The 17,110-nt window shown below is 39.1% G+C and carries 15 protein-coding genes and 1 pseudogene; 12 read left to right on the forward strand and 4 right to left on the reverse strand.

The features are described 5' to 3' along the window. Positions 1–192: 192 nt before the first annotated feature. Positions 193–378, reverse strand: coding sequence for a hypothetical protein (locus BABA_RS17525; RefSeq protein ID WP_007086557.1), 186 nt, complete (start codon positions 376–378; stop codon positions 193–195). Between the two features lie 280 nt (positions 379–658). Between BABA_RS17525 and BABA_RS17530 the strand changes: the two genes are divergently transcribed. The 5 genes from BABA_RS17530 (at position 659) to BABA_RS17550 (ending at position 4,753) form a co-directional block, all read left to right on the forward strand. Next, positions 659–1,444, forward strand: a complete 786-nt coding sequence (locus BABA_RS17530) for an ABC transporter ATP-binding protein (RefSeq protein WP_007086558.1) — start codon at positions 659–661, stop codon at positions 1,442–1,444. Beyond that, positions 1,428–2,189, forward strand: a complete 762-nt coding sequence (locus BABA_RS17535) for an ABC transporter permease (protein ID WP_007086559.1) — start codon at positions 1,428–1,430, stop codon at positions 2,187–2,189. Before BABA_RS17530 ends, BABA_RS17535 begins: the two co-directional genes overlap by 17 nt. Positions 2,190–2,202: 13 nt before the next feature. Continuing rightward, the gene (locus BABA_RS17540; protein WP_007086560.1) at positions 2,203–3,201 is read left to right on the forward strand and encodes an aliphatic sulfonate ABC transporter substrate-binding protein; all 999 of its coding nucleotides are present in this window, start codon (positions 2,203–2,205) and stop codon (positions 3,199–3,201) included. A 77-nt stretch (positions 3,202–3,278) separates the two neighbouring features. Further along, positions 3,279–4,202 (forward strand): cysteine synthase A, encoded by a 924-nt coding sequence (gene cysK, locus BABA_RS17545; RefSeq protein ID WP_007086561.1) that lies wholly within the window; start codon positions 3,279–3,281, stop codon positions 4,200–4,202. 98 nt (positions 4,203–4,300) lie between these two features. Continuing rightward, entirely contained in the window at positions 4,301–4,753 is a 453-nt protein-coding gene (locus BABA_RS17550; protein ID WP_007086562.1) for an NUDIX hydrolase, read from the forward strand. Positions 4,754–5,236: 483 nt separating this feature from the next. Here BABA_RS17550 and BABA_RS26700 read toward each other — a convergent pair whose 3' ends face one another. Both BABA_RS26700 and yedE read right to left on the reverse strand, forming a co-directional pair. Next, positions 5,237–5,416, reverse strand: a complete 180-nt coding sequence (locus tag BABA_RS26700; RefSeq protein ID WP_268870167.1) for a sulfurtransferase TusA family protein — start codon at positions 5,414–5,416, stop codon at positions 5,237–5,239. Positions 5,417–5,485: 69 nt separating this feature from the next. Beyond that, a complete protein-coding gene (gene yedE / locus BABA_RS17555) occupies positions 5,486–6,715 on the reverse strand; it encodes a selenium metabolism membrane protein YedE/FdhT (protein WP_007086564.1) in 1,230 nt (409 codons plus the stop codon). Between the two features lie 134 nt (positions 6,716–6,849). Between yedE and BABA_RS26705 the strand changes: the two are divergent. Further along, positions 6,850–7,545: pseudogene (locus tag BABA_RS26705) on the forward strand (beta-ketoacyl synthase N-terminal-like domain-containing protein); the annotation flags it as partial. On the opposite strand, the gene BABA_RS17565 reads toward BABA_RS26705, so the two are convergent. Beyond that, entirely contained in the window at positions 7,542–8,378 is an 837-nt protein-coding gene (locus BABA_RS17565; RefSeq protein WP_007086568.1) for an RMD1 family protein, read from the reverse strand. The pseudogene BABA_RS26705 and the gene BABA_RS17565 overlap by 4 nt on opposite strands. A 296-nt stretch (positions 8,379–8,674) precedes the next feature. On the opposite strand from BABA_RS17565, the gene BABA_RS17570 reads away from it, so the two are divergent. The 6 genes from BABA_RS17570 (at position 8,675) to BABA_RS17595 (ending at position 17,105) form a co-directional block, all read left to right on the forward strand. Beyond that, positions 8,675–10,552, forward strand: a complete 1,878-nt coding sequence (locus BABA_RS17570) for a XylR N-terminal domain-containing protein (RefSeq protein WP_157273222.1) — start codon at positions 8,675–8,677, stop codon at positions 10,550–10,552. 439 nt (positions 10,553–10,991) lie between these two features. Then, positions 10,992–11,858 (forward strand): alpha/beta fold hydrolase, encoded by an 867-nt coding sequence (locus BABA_RS17575; protein WP_007086570.1) that lies wholly within the window; start codon positions 10,992–10,994, stop codon positions 11,856–11,858. Further along, positions 11,858–13,324, forward strand: a complete 1,467-nt coding sequence (locus BABA_RS17580) for a 4-hydroxyphenylacetate 3-hydroxylase family protein (RefSeq protein ID WP_007086571.1) — start codon at positions 11,858–11,860, stop codon at positions 13,322–13,324. The genes BABA_RS17575 and BABA_RS17580 overlap by 1 nt, the downstream gene beginning before the upstream one ends. Before the next feature lie 68 nt (positions 13,325–13,392). Further along, entirely contained in the window at positions 13,393–14,349 is a 957-nt protein-coding gene (gene hpaD / locus BABA_RS17585; RefSeq protein ID WP_007086572.1) for a 3,4-dihydroxyphenylacetate 2,3-dioxygenase, read from the forward strand. Positions 14,350–14,897: 548 nt separating this feature from the next. Then, entirely contained in the window at positions 14,898–16,160 is a 1,263-nt protein-coding gene (locus BABA_RS17590; protein WP_007086573.1) for an ABC transporter substrate-binding protein, read from the forward strand. A gap of 75 nt (positions 16,161–16,235) precedes the next feature. Then, positions 16,236–17,105, forward strand: a complete 870-nt coding sequence (locus BABA_RS17595; protein ID WP_007086574.1) for a branched-chain amino acid ABC transporter permease — start codon at positions 16,236–16,238, stop codon at positions 17,103–17,105. Positions 17,106–17,110 lie beyond the last annotated feature (5 nt).

The following is a 17,110-nucleotide window of genomic DNA, read 5'->3' on the forward strand; positions in this document are numbered from 1 at the left end:
TTAATAGAAAGACTGGGATTGGTCCTTCATCAAGGCTATGAAGGACTAATCTTTAATAGAAAGACTGGGATTAGTCCTTCATCAAAGCTATGAAGGACTAACCTTTAATAAAAATCCAGTGATTAGTCCTTCATGTATGAAAGTCACCCCTCTCCCAAAGAATGTCATCACACACAAAGAAAAACACGTTGATTAATACCCGTTGTCATTTATGTTTAAATGAGGTGAAAATACCCCACCAAGATAGTGGGCATTTTCAAGATATTGGCTGACAAATTCCTCCAATGTCATGGGTATTCCCGTATCTTCTAACCAATAATCGTAACTAATGGCCAGATTCTTTTTGACCATATCGTTTTCCAGCCATTTATGTGCCAAAGCATGATCCATCTTAGATAGGACGTAGGAAACATCTTGAATTTCAGTGATTTGTAAACACCTTCTTTTGATAGGTAGTATTTTTCTTTTTAATATATGTAAAGATGGCAAAAAAACGCTAATACAAATCAAATGTCATTCACTAATTTTTATTAGAACTCGATTTGAATGTATCAGTATAAATTTCTGAAAATTCCTTGACTTAAGTTAAGAAAATTATATAATTAATATCATTAATCCGATTAAATTAATATGAATTATGGGTAAAGTGGGTGAGGATTTGTTTCTCCAAATAAATAACATTAACAAACAATTTATTAATCAAAAGGTTACTAGTGATGTCCTTACGAATATAAATCTCGATATTAAAGAAGGTGAGTTTGTCTCGATTCTTGGCCCTTCTGGTTGTGGGAAATCCACCCTGTTATCGATTGTTGCCGGCTTAACGAAGCCAACGAGCGGTGAAATCCTGCTGGGTGGGAATCCAATCAAAAAACCGGGGAAAGACCGAGGGATGGTTTTCCAGGAGCCAGCCTTATTTCCTTGGATGACGGTTGAAGAAAATGTTATGTTCCCGCTGCGCAAGGAAATGAAGAAAAAGGAAGCAAGGGAAGTTGCTCATCAGTATTTACAAATGGTTCAGCTGAGCAACTATACAAAGCATTCCCCACATGAGCTTTCAGGCGGAATGCAGCAACGGGTCTCCATTGCAAGGGCACTTTCAATGAATCCCAAGGTATTACTAATGGATGAACCGTTTGGTGCTCTTGATGAACAGACACGTGCAAGACTTCATCATGAATTAGAGAAAATCTGGGTTGAAACAAAAAAGACAATTCTTTTTGTCACCCATAGCATTAGTGAGTCTATTAAACTATCAGACAGAATCATTGTCATGGGAACAAGACCGGGTGTGGTTCTTGAGGATATCCATGTAAAAATTCCAAGACCACGCGGCACGCATCCACAGGCAGTGGCTAAATTAGAAGAGAAAATTAATGGCTTATTAAAAACGGAGATTGATAAAGTAGTAAAAGAGGAATTAGCGTATGCAGCGAACAATTAAACGAATTATATTTTTTGCGCTTTTACTCATCATTTGGCAGTCCGCTGTTAAGATATTGAATGTTTCACCGGCCCTTATGCCTGCGCCGACTGATGTTATGAAAGCACTAGGCACAGGTTTTGAAGATAAAACGCTCATTTACGATATTCTTGCAAGTTTTCGAAGATTAGCCATTGGTTTACTTATTTCCATTATTATCGGCTTCTGTTTAGGAATCCTGCTAGCCAAAAATAAAACAGCTGATGAGACATTAGGTACCTTAATCTTAGCCCTACAAAGTGTACCAAGTATTGTCTGGCTGCCAATCGCCATTATGTGGTTTGGCCTAAATGAAAGCTCTGTTATTTTTATCGTGATACTGGGGGCAACACTTGTCATTACCATCAATATGAGGATTGGGATTAAGAATGTTCCGCCTCTTTATATCAGGGCAGCACAAACGATGGGGTCGGGCGGATTCGATCTGTTTGCAAAGGTTATTCTTCCTGCCTCCGTTCCATATGCCGTTACCGGAATTAGACTGGGCTGGGCCTTCGCTTGGCGCGCACTGATGGCAGGAGAAATTTTGAGTACCGGGCCTGGGTTGGGTTACACACTCAAGTACGCATCCGATTTCGGAAATATGAGTATGGTCATCGGTATTATGATTATTATCGGAGTCATTGGTACGATTGTAGATCTTACGTTCTTCCAACGAATCGAACAAAATGTCATTCGCCGTTGGGGATTAGAAACTAGTAAATAAGGGGGAGAAAAAGATGAATAAAAAGACAAAAATCATCGGTATGTCATTTTTACTAAGTATGGGATTATTAGCTGGCTGCGATTCGAGCGAAACGAGCAGCAGTGCTGGCTCTGAAAAAGTCGTAATTGGGTATTTTCCAAATATCGACCATGCACCTGCAATGGTAGCGAGAGAAAAAGGGTATTATGAAAAGGAATTAGGTAAAAACGTGAAAGTAGAGTACAAAACGTTTCCTGATGGCGGTGCCTTTATGACCGCTTTAAAAACCGGTGATATTGATGCCGGTTTGGTAGGGCCAGGACCGGTTATGAACAATTTTACAAACGGTGCAGATGTTAAAATTATTGCAGGGGCATCATCAGGCGGTACTGCAATCGTGGCAAGTAAACAAAGCGGAATCAATTCTGTTGAGGATTTCACTGGTAAATCGTTTATCACACCTGGTGTCGGATGCACACATGATGTCCAAATGGAAACATTCCTGCAAGACTACGGCATTTCATCGGCTCGAATTGGCGGAACATTGAAGCATGTAACCGGAAATCCTGCTCAATATGCAAGCATGTTTGAATCTGGTAAAGTTGATTTAGCCGCTGTACCGGAACCGTGGGCATCTCAATTAGTAAAAGAGGCCGGCGCGAAAATTATTGTCGACAGTTCCCAAATTTCTTACGGAAAAACATTACCGAATACCATTTTAGTTTCCAGTGGAAAGAAAATTAAAGCGGATAAAGAAGTGATTGCTAAAATTGTAAAGGCACAAAATGAAGCAATTGATTTTATCAATAAAAACCCTGAGGAAGCAAAGAAAATTACTATTCAGAGCATTAAAGAGATTACAAAGCAAGGACTTGACCAGGACGTAATGGATACGGCTTGGACACACATCCGTTTTACTGAAGATGTAAACCAAGACGTGATTCAACAATTTGCAAATTCATCTGTTGAGCTAAGATTTTTAAAAGATCAGCCAGATTTTAAAGCATTAATCGATACTCAATTTATTAACTAAAAAATGATGGGATACTAAGTGAGTTCACTTAGCATCCCTGCTTTGTTTTATGAAAATGATGATGAAAGGTGAAGAAAATGAAACTTTATAGCTCCATTCTTGATTTAATAGGGAATACTCCAACTGTCAAACTTAATAAAATACCAGAACCATTTGGTGGTGAAGTCTATATAAAACTTGAATCCTTTAACCCAGGGGGAAGCGTGAAGGACCGTGCAGCACAGAAAATGATTGAGCGTGCCGAGGAAACAGGGAAGCTGATCCCTGGAAAAAGCATCATTATTGAACCGACTTCTGGAAATACAGGTATTGGTATTGCTATGGTAGCCGCCGTGAAAGGCTATCGCTGTATTATTACCATGCCTGACAATGCCACTGCGGAGCGTGTGAAAATCTTAAAAGCTTATGGTGCAGAAGTTTATTTAACTCCGGGAAAATTACGTATGCAAGGGGCTATTGATGAGGCCAGCCGTTTGGCGCGCGAGTTCCCTGACAGTTTTATTCCTATGCAGTTTGAGAATCCGGCAAATGCTGACGCCCACCGTGGAACGACTGCTGTAGAGATTTTAGATGCTTTTGAAGGAAAACTGGATGCTTTGGTAGTAACGGCAGGAACTGGTGGGACTGTTACCGGTGTTGGAGAAGAATTAAAAAAATCGATCCCAAATTTAAAAATATTTGTGGTCGAGCCATTCGGATCACCGGTCTTATCAGGTGGGAATCCAGGGCCTCATAAAATCCCGGGAACAGGTCCAGGGTTTATCCCGAAAATCTTAAACCGTGAAATTTTTGATGAAATCCTGCTCATAAAAGATGAAGATGCTGAAGTGATGGCTCGCCGTCTTGCTGCCGAGGAGGGAATCTTTGTCGGTGCATCCGGTGCATCCACTGCCCATTTTGCTGTTGAGATTGCAAAAGGACTTCCATCTTCAGCAAGGGTGCTATGTTTGGCCCCGGATACAGGAGAGCGATACCTATCTTCTGACCTATTTCTAGGTTAAAGAACTATCATTTTTAAATGGCGAACAGTGACTGGCACTGTTCGCCTTTTTTTATGGTATGCTTTTTCTAATAGTAATCTAAATATTGGGGGATGAAGATGGGCTATATAGAAGAGTTAAGAGAAATAATCGGAAATCGACCGCTCATTTTAGTCGGCTCTGTTGTGGCTGTAATGGATGGAGAAGGAAAAATTCTTTTACAAAAACGTCCCGAAGGCATCTGGGGGCTGCCGGGAGGCCTGATGGAATTAGCTGAATCTGCTGAGGACGCTGCTAGAAGGGAAGTTTTTGAAGAAACAGGGATTGAAATTGGCCAGCTTCAATTAGTGGATGTATTTTCAGGGAAGCAGTATTTTAGAAAATTAGCAAACGGTGATGAATTCTATCCTGTTACAATCGCCTATACCTCAAAGGATATAAAAAACAACATTATCAAAATTGATGGGAAAGAATCAATTGATGCAGGTTTCTTTGACAGACGCGAATTACCGGAGCATACAAGTCCTTTAGTTAGGACGCTGATTCAACAATATTCTCATTTTTTTAAATAGATCGTCTTGGACGGATAATTTAGGAGCAGTAACACCTGTCTCCCGATGCGGAAACGTTTGAAGCAATTGGGGGACAGGAATCTCTACTGAGGAAAATCTCTTTGCATAAGAACGATTTAATCCTCCTCTGTATAGGCTTCTACCGTCGTATCTCTGCACTCCCAGCATTCGGCTCTATTCCTCTCCATAATGGATAATTCCTTACCACAAGAGATGCACTTATCCATAAGCTTAGATCTCCTTTCTAGAGAAATGTTATATAAATATATGTGTTCATTTTTCTAATTATGCTACCTTCTAAAACTTAGTGCCTGACCTCTATCATTAAAGTATAAAAGTAGTGGGGGGCAGGTATCATTTCTGAAGGAACGGTTGCCAATAAGGGCTAAAGGAGCACAAATTAATGGTGCCTGGCCCCCGATGTGTTATTGCTTTAACGCACAGGGGGTCAGGCACCATTTTTAAGGACAGCTAGATCCTATCCTATTTTACAACCTTAATATAGAAATAAATGTCCTGTCCAACCTTTTCCGGTTCGGTGATGAGTTGGTAGCCATGTTTGACTGCCTCTTCCGGGACACTTCTAAATGATTGCGGACAGTCAGCAATGACTTGTAATACCTCACCAATTTTCATGTTTTTTAGCGCATCCAGCGCATAAATGACAGGGTATGGTCAAGGCTCACCGCGAATGTCTAGGGTGTAATTTACATCCATCACTTGTGACATATTTTAAGCCTCCTTTGTTTGAGGAATAACCTTTGCGGCCTTTTGCTGTTTAATACCAGAACCATAACGGAACCGTTTTTCCCACCAGCTAGACAGGATAAACCACGCAGCCAGCATGGCAAGTGTTCCGATTAAGGCGCCTGCAGGTCCCCATACTTCGATTAAATTTACCTTCGTCCAATTGGCAGTAAGCGCATTGTAAATTCCAAGGTGATCCCAGCCATAGGCTAAAACGGTAGCACCTACGATATTCCCTGCTCCTACAACCCAGAATAATAGCTGGCCTTCCATCGCACGGTACATCATACCAGTTTCACAGCCGCCCGCAAGGACAATTCCGAAGCCGAATAATAGTCCACCAAAGACGGTGCTTGGTGCTGCCACCTTAATCAAAGCGACGGAGCCATTTTGAAGGTAGAAGAATGTAATTACGACACTGATCATCATCCCAACGGCAATCGCTTTAGACATAACCGCACGACCGCTGATCCATAAATCACGGAAAGCAGAAGTGAAACAAATTTGGCCTCTTTCAATTAAAATACCAAAAAAGGCACCTGCGATGGAAGCGACAGCTAACATGTTCTTACCTGTGGCAAAAAAGTAGATAACTACACCACAATAGACAAGGAATAGAAGAAATCCTAATTTCGGTTGAATGTTGGACTTTTTCTTTTGAACTGCTGCAGCTGGTTTAACTGCCCCTTTTTGTAAGTTAGGCTTCCCACGCCACCATTTCGTATTGACCACTTTTACACCAAAATAGGTTCCAATAGCTGTTGCCAGCATGAAAATCCATGAATGGAAGGAAAATTGCGGTACACCTGTGAAAAAGGCAGCTAGATTACAGCCTAATGCAAGGCGTGCCCCGAAACCTGCAATAATTCCACCGATAAATCCTTGAACTAACCTGCGTTTTTGCTTTGGAACACGAATTTTAAAGCTGTTGCTAAGCAAAATTGTAATAAGTGCACCAATGAGCATACCAATGACAATCCATCCGTCCGTTCGGCTAATGGGCGTTCCATCATAACCAACGAGTTTGAAATAGGCCCAGTCTGACACATCTACTCCAAACCAACCTAAAATGTGGCCTCCTAATCTGGTAAATTCCCCTGTTACGGCCCAGACAGTCCCGGTAATTCCAAAATATAACGCACTAATTATGCCGGCAATACTGATGGCAACATAGGGGTTCCAATACTCCTTAAAAATTTTCTGATAGAGATTCATTATTTCAACCAACCCTTATAAAAAAAATTTATATGCACAATAAATAATTTTATATATAATATGACGAAACATCAATGGAATTCTGCTGGTAAAATTGAAGATTGTCCAACCATCCCGAATTAGTTAAAATGGGGTTCGCTGTGGCGGCACGTAAGATGGCCGCCCTCGATGCCGGGATTCAAATCGGTGAGGACGTACAGCCCGAACGTGTTGGTGTTTGGATTAGATCGGGAATTGGAGGATTAGCTGAGTTTGAGGAACAGCACCGAAGATTTATTGACAAAGGGCAAAGACGGGTCAATCCGTTTTACAATTCCTATGTTTATCCCGGACATGGCGGCAGGACAGGTTTCTATTAACTGGGGGCGAAAGGAATCAACAATTGTTCGGTGACGGCCTGTGCGTCCGGAGCAAATTCCATCGGTGATGCCTTCGCGTTATTCAATAAGGGGACGCGGATATGATATTTGCCGGCGGAATGGAAGCAACCATGACCGAGATGACCATCGTGGGATTTTCGAATATGACCGCTCTTACGAAAAATCCAGATCCGAACACAGCCAGCCGTCCGTTCGATAAGAACCGTGATGGATCTTTTAGCCATAAAGGAAGGGGTCATCCCGCCTACCATTAATTATGAAACGCCGGATGAAGAACTTGATTTAGATTATGTTCCGAATACAGCAAAGAAGAAGGATGTACAAGTCGTTTTATCCAACTCGTTAGGGTTTGGCAGCCATAATGCCACATTGATTTTTAGAAAATTACCATATAAGTACCAGACCTGCCACCTGATTCAAGGGACAGGTCTTTTTTTAACCTTAATCTAAGGGAGGAAATCTCCGATTTGTAAAAGGGTGAGGATAATTTCAAATATAATAAGAATGACAATGATCCATTCGACGAATAGTCCCCTGATGGAATGGCTGATGGTTGAGAATCCATCCAATATTTTATAGAGAATTTCTGTTTTGCTTTTTAGGATTATATAACGGTCGTTTAATTCAAAGAACTCCAGCATCTTGTCGTAAAATTCCCCTGCGGTGCTGCTTGTCCACGTAATGTCGGGTTTATCAAGAATCATAATATAGGCAAGGGTGTTATACTCATGGCGGACGATTTTCGCGGTCGTTCGAGCCAGTTCCTTATTGCCGATTCTTAGCTTCCCTTTTTCCAGCCGGTTAATCATCGTTTCAAGCTTATCATGGATTTTCCCGAGCTGTTCCTCCGTTTTCTCAAGGGCCACCGATTTTGCCAATACTGTAGAAATTAATTCGGGATAGAAACTCTCATATTCAGGCACGACTACATATTCGTCCGTTAACTCGATTGTTTCGGTTTCGCTGAAATGAAGGTTGTAGTCATCGGTGAATCTTTCTGCATAGGTAAGGTCAATTTCAGGCTCGAAGGATTGGATATAGGCGAAAAGCCGCTGCACCTCATCAACGTGTGTGTGGTTAATGAAGACAAGGCTCCCAAATGAAAAAATAAGTACCGATTGAAAGTTGTCCACATTCTTACCGAGAATGGATGATAGAATATCACCTTTCAGGATTAATGGCTGTTCCCAGGTGAATTTTTTTGGAATGCTGCATTGAATGGCAATTTTGTTCAAATCAATTTCATTGGTAATCGCAAATGCTTTAAAGGTTATGGGGTTCATTATTATCACTCTTTTCGCAAAAGTGGTCTTTTTTCGATTGTATTCTGACCCTTCAAAAAACATGCTTGATGGAGAGAATCAAGGTCTTAGGCATATAAACTACTAAAGGAAATGAATTTGATAGAGAATGTTTCGTAATATCATCCTGATAAACAAAGGGCTGGTGAAATGGAAATATTATTCCTCATTTGAAGAAATGTTTCTGATATACTAAAGTTATAAACTTCAGAAAACTAAGACTAGTTCCTTATTGATCTATTTACATATTTTTCTTTAAAAAGAATTGAGGTGTTAGAATGAGAATGAATGTTTCCGAAATAAGCCATTGCGAAGAAATAGCTTTGGATGATCGAAGAATCATTACCTCTTCATCGGCTTTTGGAATTCTTAGACAGCAACTAGTGAAGAATATCGGGATCGATAGAATAAAGGGGTTCCTTTTTCATTATGGCTGGGAAATGGGCGTTAATGATGCGAAAGATGCTTTGAAAACGAATTTATCGTTACAAGAGTTAATAAAAGATGGACCTATTCGGCATATTGAGAATGGCCATATTAGAGGGACACAGCATAACTGCACATACGAACTGGATGAGCAGCATAAAATTACCTATTTCTATTCAACAGGAACGTGGGTTGATTCCTATGAAGCTATCGAGCATATTAAGCGATTAGGGATATCTAAGACCCAAGTTTGTCATACATTGATTGGTTTTGCGAGTGGATTTATGTCGACGATTTTCGGAGAGAGGCTTCTGGCGAAGGAGGTAGCCTGCGTCGGGAAAGGTGATGATGTATGCCGCTGGGAGATTAAAAGACAAATAGAATGGGAGGCAGAAGGGGAGAGTGATCTCCATTTTTACAATGAAACACCGATTGTAAAGGAATTGGAGTATACGTATGATCAATTGCTTGAACAAAAAAATGTCGTGATGCGTTTGGCGGATTTTCAACAAAAATTAACGGAAGAAATTATTAATGGGAGTCATTTGCAAACGATTGCTAATATGGTATATGACAATTTGCGTATTCCCATTTTGATTGAGGATACAGATCATCGAACGATTGTATTTGCGGGTGTATCAGAGGAAAGATTTTTGGAACTGAAAGTAGATATGGATCAATTTATTCGAGAAAATGAGCAAAAGGATCAATTAGTGAAACATGCAAACCCGTTACCATTTAGTAAAAAGATTATTAAAACGGAAAATCAAGAGCGACTCATTACACCAATTCAGGTCCAAAAAGAGGTCTTAGGGTATTGTGCCTTTATATATGTGGATGCAGAAAAGGAAAAACATGAGGAGGACTACCTGCTTCTGGACCGCTTTGCTAATGCAGCTTCTCTTATTCTCTTAAATGAAAAGACAAGTTTCGAGTCTTTCGAAAGAATGAAGGGGAACTTTTTAGAACAAATAATAGAGGGAAAGCTTCCGAAAAGTGAAATAATCAAAAGAGGTAAGTTTATTGGGATAGATTTGGGGAAGCCTTTTTTTCTTGCGGTGATGGAATATAAGAAAACACAAGGCTCGCTTGAGGAAGAATTTCTATTACAAGAGCACCTATTTGAAACGACCTTCCGTTATTTTAATGGCAAAAAAGCAACGATATTAGCAGGCCAGTATGATGGAAACATCATCTTATTGCTGACCAATGACACTGTTAAAAATTCACCAATTACGGATGTCTTGAAAGAATTTCATGGGTATTTAATGCAAAGATACCCTCATGGCACTTTCAAATTTGGCATAAGTAATGTGAATAATGAAATTGAAAGCGCTGTAAAGGGTTATGAAGAGGCCGTGATTGCTTTGCGGCTGTCAGTTAGAAAAGAAATAGTTCCTTTCCAATCATTGGGCATTGTCGGGGTGCTGATTAACTCCAAAAATATGAATGGGATCAAAATGATTGCAGAACAGGAACTAGGGCCTCTTTATAATACAGAGGAACCAAAAATAGTAGAACTTCTTAAGACGTTATACTTCTTTTTATTAAATGGAGGAAAACTGGAGCAGACGATGCAGGACCTTTCCTTGTCTATGAGCGGGTTAAGACACAGGATTAACAAGATTGAAAGTCTACTAGAAAAAGACCTTCGCGAACCGAATGAAATGCATCAATTATTATTGATTATCAAATCTTTAATTGCTTTAGGGGAAATAGAAGTCGATTAATCATAATAGATGTCAAGACCAGCTAGCCAGTTAGTCAGCCTGGTTTTTTTGGAAGATTAAAAAGTATAAGTTTTAGGCCTACCACAGTCCATATGACCGTGGTATTTTCAATTCTTTTTAGCCTCAGCTGCTATTATTGGAGTAGGATTTGGATCCATGAGCACTATCCTACAAGCTATGGCTGTAAGATCAACATTTTATTTTAAAAAGTTTTCAGAAAATATTGACACATCCAAACTAATATATTAGTATGTTAGTAACGTCAGCATAGTGAATATATTGTAAATTAAAAACCTTTTTAAAGGAGCGTGAAAATTTTACAGTAATAAAAAGTGTTGAAGTAAAGAGTGGAAAAACAGAGAATAATCGTCTATTAGTTGCTGGAATGGATAAGCAACATTGGGTTTAATTTTTACTATAAATGAAAGAAGGAATAAAAATGTCAAAATATGATGTGAGTATTTGGAATGAGTTATCTGGAATTTCCGTCAAGCAATATTTTATAGATGCAGATGGGGTAAATACACGGATTGTTGAAGCAGGAGAAGGTGAACCACTGATATTATTGCATGGTATTGGCGGTCATGTTGAAGCGTATGCAAGAAACATTAAAAGTTTAAGTAAACATTTTCGCGTCATTGCGCTGGATATGCTTGGGCATGGATACACAGAAAAGCCTAACTTTCCATATACCATAAAAGTGTATAGTGATCATTTGTTGTCTGTGATTAAAGCGCTCTCATTTGATAAGGTACACCTATCCGGTGAATCTCTAGGGGGATGGATGTCTGCTTGGTTCGCTGCACGTCACCCGGAATACGTAAAAACACTTTTATTAAATACACCGGGGAATATTAAGGCAAAACCAGAAGTGATGAAAAAACTTAAAGAGTCTACCTTAAAGGCAGTATTGGAAGCAAACTATGAAACTGTCCGATCAAGACTAGAGTTTTTATTTTATGATAAAAACTTTGTTACTGATGAATTAGTGGAAACCCGATATAAAATTTATACACAGCCGGAATTTAAAGAAGCAGTGCACAATATCGTTGTTTTACAAGAGTGGGAAGTACGAAAAAATTATACATGGGAACCAGAGTGGACACACAAAATTACAGCACCTACGCTTATCTTAATGTCTGATCATGATCCAACGGCAACCGTAGAAGATGCAGAATATCTTCAACAGCTTATTCCTAACAGTAAACTCCAAATTATTACCGATGCTGGGCACTGGCCACAGTGGGAAAAGCCAGAAGAATTTAATGAAATTCAAGTAAAATTTGCTAAAGGAGTGCTTGTGTAATGGCGGCAATTAAAGGAAAAGATTATCTAAGTCGTTTAAAAAATACCCCTCCTGAAACGTGGCTGGGGGATGAAAAAATTATTGATCCTACATCCCATCCACTTGTTGCTTCGCCAGCTAAATCTATCGCGAAACTTTATGATTTGCAGTGGGATGATGATAAAAAGGATTATATGTTGTATACGGATCCAATTACAGGTGAATTAGAAGGAACACAATTTTTGGTACCACGATCAAAGGAAGAATTGAAAAAAAGAGGCCAAATGCATTTGGAATGGGCGAAAGCATCTTACGGGTTTATGGGTCGTTCAACTGATTTTATGAGCGCACAGCTTTTAGGCTGGTACTCCAATGCTGAATTTTTCGGTAAGTTCGCAGATAATGTTAGAGAGTATTTCCGCTATGTTCAGAAAAACGATTTATTTCTAACGCACGTACTTATTAATCCGCAAGTGGATCGAAGTCAGCCGCCGTCCAAGCAGCCAGATGAATTTACTTATCTAGGTGTTGTAAAAGAAACGGAAGATGGAATCATTGTAAGAGGGGCAAAAATGATGGCGACTGCTGGGCCTTATGCAGATGAAGTTCTCGTCTTTCCGTTTGCAAATCAAAAAATGGATATCGAAGATTATAAGTATGCTATCTCATTTGCAGTTCCAATGTCTGCACCTGGATTAAGATGTATAGCCAGGGAGTCATATGTGAAGGAATCTCAAATGGATTATCCTTTAGCTAGTCAATTTGATGAGCTTGATGGTATTTTAGTTTTTGATGATGTGTTTGTACCGTGGAACCGGGTGTTTATTTATCAGGAACCGGAGAAAGTAAATCAAGTTCTAAATTATACGAGCCTTTTTACAGGCCACCAATCCACTATTCGCTTAATGACAAAGCTTCAATTTGTAGCTGGTCTTGCCATGAAGGCAACAGAAGTTATTAATACAAATGTCTTCCCTCAAGTGCAAGATTTAATGGGAGAAATAACGACGTATATTGAATTATGTAGAGCTGCCATTACGGCTGCAGAAGAAGGAGCGAAACCAAATGAACAAGGAATTTATATTCCTGACTTCAGACCTTTAAGTGCCATTCGGAACTCCGGAAATCGCTGGTACCCACGTTCACGAGAAATTCTCCAAATCATTTTAGCTGGAGGATTGATGTATCAGCCTGCTTCATTTAGTGTTTTCGACAGCCCAATTAAGGAAGATATTGAAAAGTATTTTAGAGGAGCAGATATTTCAGCTAAGGAAAAAATTCAAATTTACAAAATTGCAAATGAATTGGCTGTGTCCAGCTTTGGTTCACGTCATGAGCTGTATGAACGATACTATGCAGGTGATCCGTTGTTTTTAAGAATTAATTCCCAGTATAAAAAATATGACAAAACAGAATGTTACTCTCTCGTGGATCAGTTAATAAACCAAATTAGTACAGACACAAAAGTGTTAGCAAATAAATCTTGAGCATTTTTATCTTTAAACTAATATATTAGAATTTCAATAAATCGCGATACTTTAAGGAGAGGTATAGAATGATTTTACGATTGGGGCAAATTGAACTTTTCGTAACGGATTTAGATAAATCAAAGGAATTTTATGTAGATGTCCTTGGATTTATTGAAGTGGAGAGAACAAAGGAAAGTTTGTATTTAAGAGCTATTGATGAGTTTGATAGGTATACCCTTATCTTGACCAAAAAACCAAAGGCAGCCTTGGGTAGTTTTGGATTAAGAGTGTCAAGTCCTGAATATCTTGAGGTATTGAAAAAGAAACATGAAGGGTTAGGAATTAAAACGGAATATTGTTTAGAAAGTCCACACCCTGGCAAGGGTCCTACTTTAAAAGTTGAGGAACCAAATGGTTTCCCAGTTGAATTCTATCATTCTATGGAACAAATTCAGGTAGGGAATCCAAATGGTGGTGTGGACGCATTACCAATGCGTCATTCTCATCTTTTTAAAGGAATTCCGCCAATTTGTATTGATCACGTTAATTTACGAGTGCCAAATGTCGATAAGGCATTAGAATATTGGACAGAAATTGGATTTAGTATTTCTGAATTTGTTCGCGGAGACGATGGAAAATTTGCTGCATGGACAAGAGCCAAAACTTCGACCCATGATGTAGCCCTAGTGAAACATCAAAAAGCCTCTCTTCATCATATTGCGTATATTGTCGATGGTGTTTCAGGTGTTGTTCGAACAGCGGATCTGCTGGCAGATGCCGGGTACCGTGATTCGATTGAATATGGCCCTGGTAGACATGGAGTAACCAATGCATTCTTCCTATATGTTAGGGATCCGGATGGTCATCGGGTCGAAATCTATTCGGGAGATTATAAAAGGGATACGGATCTACCTCCAATCGGGTGGACAAAAGAAGAGTATGACGAAAAAGGAAGATTGTGGTGGGGTCCAACAGTACCGGAACGCTTCTTTGAGACAACACCACTTAATTCAGCATGGCTTAATTCTGTTACTCATAAGTAATGGAAGAAGAATGAAGACCACTCCACATAAAGCATTGGAGTGGTCTTCCAGCAATAAAATTAATGGGATTTTATATTTTATTGTGATAAAAGGGATTCAATCTAAATTGGACATTCACTTTATAAATTTACAAATTTTTCAGAATATATTGACACACATATACTAATATATTAGTATATGTGATGTAATCAAATTAATAAGGTTTGTATAGTGATTATGTTGTATTAAATGTTGAAAGGGGGAAAGAACTATAATTCTATTTTCAAATTAAGATTATATTGCTCGACAGATTATTCCCAAGGTATCATAAAAGCGGAATGTTGCTATTTTGAAAGAATCCCTTAAAAACAATCTTAGCCATGGGAACAATTCATACATTCCTCATAACTATTCTACATCCTTGATAAAATTGGAAGGGTTTACAATGGGATTTTCAGTTTAGAATTTGAACTAAAAACAACCGCAATCTTCCCACCACATCGTGCTTTACCCAAATTAACACTTTACAGAATAAATTTTTACCATTCTAATCTACGAGGGGTTTTATAATGAAAAAGTTCTTAACCTTACATTTCTTGCTTGCATTCCTTTTAGTAATATCGGGATGTTCAAGTAATTCTTCTTCAAACTCAGCAAGTTCTGGAAGCGCTTCAAAGAACGATAAAGGAAATTATGTACAAGGGGTAACGAAAGATGAAATTCTTATAGGTCATATAGGACCGCAGTCTGGTCCTGCAGCAACATTTGACAATATGAGAAAAGGAATTGAAACATACTTTAAATATGTGAACGAAAATGGTGGAGTAGATGGGCGAAAGTTAAAGCTGATTGCTTATGATGATCAATACCAGCCTGCTAAAGCTGTTCAATTGGCTAAGCGTCTTGTTGAGGAAGATAAGGTATTTACAATGCTGGGACCTGTCGGAACAGCCAGCAATCTAGCCGCGTTAAACTACTATAAACAAAAGGGAATACCGATAACAATGATTGCTTCTGGAGCAAAGCCATTTGTGGAGCCACTCATTCCAAACGTCTTGGGGCAGCACCCAGTTAACTATGGTATAGAAGGAAAAGTCTTTCTCAATTATGCCGTCGAAAAGCTGGGAGCTAAAAAGATAGCGATTGCCTACCAGAATGATGATTTAGGTAAGGAAGGGTATGAGGCCGTTAAGAATTCAATTAAAGAGTATAAAGGGGTAGAAGTTGTTGCTGAGGTGAATTTCCAAACCAGTGATGTGGAATTAAGCTCTCAAGCTAAGAAACTTCAAGAATCAAACCCAGATGTGATTATGGACTTTTCCACACCCTCTCCAGCAGCAAATCTCAAGAAAGCAATGTATAAAATTGGCTTAAAAGATATTCCTTACATGGTTACGTATGTAGGGGGAGGAGATACTAATTTATTTAATCTCGCTGGTAAAGAGGTTTGGAATGGGACTATATCAAGTAATATACTTGTGGATCCTGAACAGTCTGCTGATGATAAAAGCGCTAAATTATACGAAGAACGTTTCAGTAAAGATTGGCCGGATGCCCCGGTGATTGGCTATGGCCAGTTAGGATGGGCAGAGGCAGAGGTTCTTGTTGAAGCGTTAAAGCGTACAGGGAAAGATTTAACATGGAAGAAATATTTAGACTCCTTTTACACTTTTGACAAGTGGAAGGGTTCTATGTTTGTAGATGTATCTTTCTCTAAAGAAAATCATCATGGTCTTACTTCGTTGTTTATGACAAAAGCAGAAGATGGAAAAATCCAGCCAATATCTGATGTTATTTCCTTTGACCCGGTAACGGGGAAAATCACCTATTAGCATAACCCGGAAAGAGCAGGAATGGTACCTCATTCCTGTTTCTTTCTAAATATAGCCAACAAGGGAGGGATTTATATGCTACAGGTTGTATTGAGTGGATTAATTTTTGGCTGTGTATACGGGTTAGCGGCTTTTGGACTGGTTTTGATTTTTAAGACAACGGGAGTAGTCAATTTTGCTCAAGGCGAAATGGCGATGATTACCACCTTTATAAGCTATCAATTTCTAAAAAAATTAAATATGCCCTATGCCATTTCCTTTTTTCTAGCTTTAGTTGTTGCGGCCATAATAGGATTCTTGATCTATCTATTTTTTATGAAATGGGTTCAATCAGAGCATCATTTGAACCAGATGGTTATTACGTTGGGATTGTTTTTAGTAATTAATGGGGTTGCAGGTTTGATTTGGGGTCATACGCCAACTAGTTTTCCAGTAGCCATAGAGGGAGAGCCTTTGAACATCGGAAGCGTATTTATTACACCAAATGAGATCTTTTTAGTTGGATTGACTATTGTCGTGATGGCACTATTTTATTTAATTTTTAAATATAGCAAAGTAGGTTTGGCAATTAGGACATCAGCTCAAGATATAACTGCTTCTAAATTAATGGGAATTAAGGTTTCAAAAGTGTTTATGACGACTTGGGTGGTTAGTTCTGTTCTAGGCGGTATTGCCGGAATGATGACGGCACCGATTACATACCTAACCACAAACATGATGTTTGATGTTGTCATTATGGCTTTTGCAGCGGCTGTATTGGGAGGGTTTGTTAGTTTGCCTGGTGCCCTTTTTGGTGGATTGGTTATTGGGCTTATCGAGGGCCTTATAAGCTACTATATTGGACCTGAATTTAAGGTTGTTTTTACATTCTTACTTATTGTCATTGTCTTGTATATTCGCCCTCAGGGAATCTTTGGTGGAAGAAAAACTATCAAAAAGGTGTGATAAGG

This window comes from Neobacillus bataviensis LMG 21833, assembly GCF_000307875.1.
GTDB classification, from domain to species: Bacteria; Bacillota; Bacilli; order Bacillales; family Cytobacillaceae; genus Neobacillus; species Neobacillus bataviensis.